Raw genomic sequence first — 1,697 nt, 5'->3', positions numbered from 1 at the left:
AGGGCGATGCCGCCGTCGATTTCGTCGCTCCAGTTCGATAGCGTTTCGCCCGAGATTTGCAGCCCCTGTCCTCCGAGCCCTGGCCGCAGGCCCAGCCCCTGCGCATCCACCTCACTGGCCCCCAGGTTCCTCACCCAGTCGCTGGAGGGCCTGTCTCCTGGTTGTCCCTCATTCCCTGCCTGGCTTGGGTTCTGGCTTTGGCTTTGCCCCTTTCCTTGTGCGCCCCGCAGCTCTTCACCCAGCACTTCGCCCAGGAAGTCACTCGCAAACCCTGCCGCCGGGTCATTGCTGCCCGCAACCTTCACTGCGCTGCTGGCAGCCCGGCCGAGCAGGCGCAGCATGCTGGCTTCTTGCACGCTCAGGCCTTCGTTCTTGCTGAGCTCGGCGATCTGCACTTCCAGGCTCTTGCCCACTTCTCCCGCCACGCTGGCCAGCAGGCTGTTTGTGAGGCCGTCCTTGAACTTGCCCCCCGTGGCTTCTTGCAGCACACCCTGCAGGCCCGCCTTGCCCAGGTGGCCCAGGCTGCGCGTGGCCAGATCGCCGCCTTGCAGCAGCTCGTTCATGCCTGTGGCGTTCATCATCCCAAAGCTCACTCCGGCGGTCAGTGCCGAGCGCAGCAGGTCGCCCAGGTCGATCTTGCCCCCGGTGGTCAGCTGCATGGTGGCGCTGCTGATGGCGCCCAGCGCCATGCTTTGGCCCAGGCTGGTGCTGGCGCTGGCGGCGGTGATGCCAAAGGCGCCTGCGGTGGCGAAGGTCATGACGCCTGCAAACACCATGGGCAGCGCTTTGTCCAGGAAGCTGGTGCTTTGCCGGATGTTGTTGGCCAGGTCCGTGCTCCAGCCGTTGACGGGGTCAAACCACAGGTATTCGTTGTTGATCAGATCCCGGTTTTGTTCGGGGGTGAGCTGGGTGGCTTGCCAGGTGCTGGCAGCCCAGGGCCCGGGGTTGCCGTTTTCTGTGACGGTGGGGCCGCCGAGTACCAGCTGGCTCTCGCCCAGGCCGTAGTAGGCAGGGGTGATCTGGGGGCCCGCATCGGTTTCGCCGTGCTGCACGGCGGAATGGAACTGCAGGGGCTCTTTGCCGTGCAGTTGGGCAAAGGCTTTTTGTGCGGGGCTGTCGCCGCTGGCGTAGGCCTTGGCGAATTCGGCGGGGTCGCTCAGGCGCCAGAGGTTCTGGTGTTGCCCGCCAGCGGCGAGCGCCTGGGCTTCGATGGCCTGGAGGTCGCTGGCCTGATTGGCGCTTGGCGGGTGGGTGACGCTGTGCAGTGTCTGCTCGGTGATGTGCTCGGCATCGCCTCCGCTGGAGTGCCGTGCGATCAGTTCGCTGCCTGCCACTTCGGGGCCGGGGTTTTGCTGGGCGTGGTCCAGGGCCTGCAGGAATTGGTCGCGTACGGCGTTGTGCGCCTCTTGCAACTGGGTCAGGCGTGCGCCCAGGTCGGGGCCAAAGCGCGCGAGGATGCCTTGGCCGACGTCGGTGTCGGTGTTCAAGGGGCGCAGGGGCGGGCCGAACTGGGCCACCATCTCCTGGTTGGCGGGCTCGGCCAGCAGCAGTTCCAGGGCGGCGACCTCGGTGGGGCTGGCGTGGGGGGCTGCTGCCTGGGCGCTGGCAGTGCCAATGGCTGGGTTCTCGGGAGTGATCTGCAGGGGTTTGGTCTGCACCAGGTCGATACCGAGACCTGCTGCGTTCTCCGGGGTGAC

1 protein-coding gene is annotated in these 1,697 nt (G+C 66.6%); it reads right to left on the bottom strand.

Features of this window, described 5'->3' with window-relative positions:
* On the bottom strand, positions 1-1,697 hold a 1,697-nt coding region (locus KW832_RS25550; protein ID WP_218301934.1), incomplete at both ends, for a hypothetical protein.

This window comes from Acidovorax sp. sif0632 (genome assembly GCF_019218805.1).
Lineage (GTDB): Bacteria > Pseudomonadota > Gammaproteobacteria > Burkholderiales > Burkholderiaceae_C > Acidovorax > Acidovorax facilis.
This window is presented reverse-complemented; position numbering and strand designations above follow the sequence as displayed.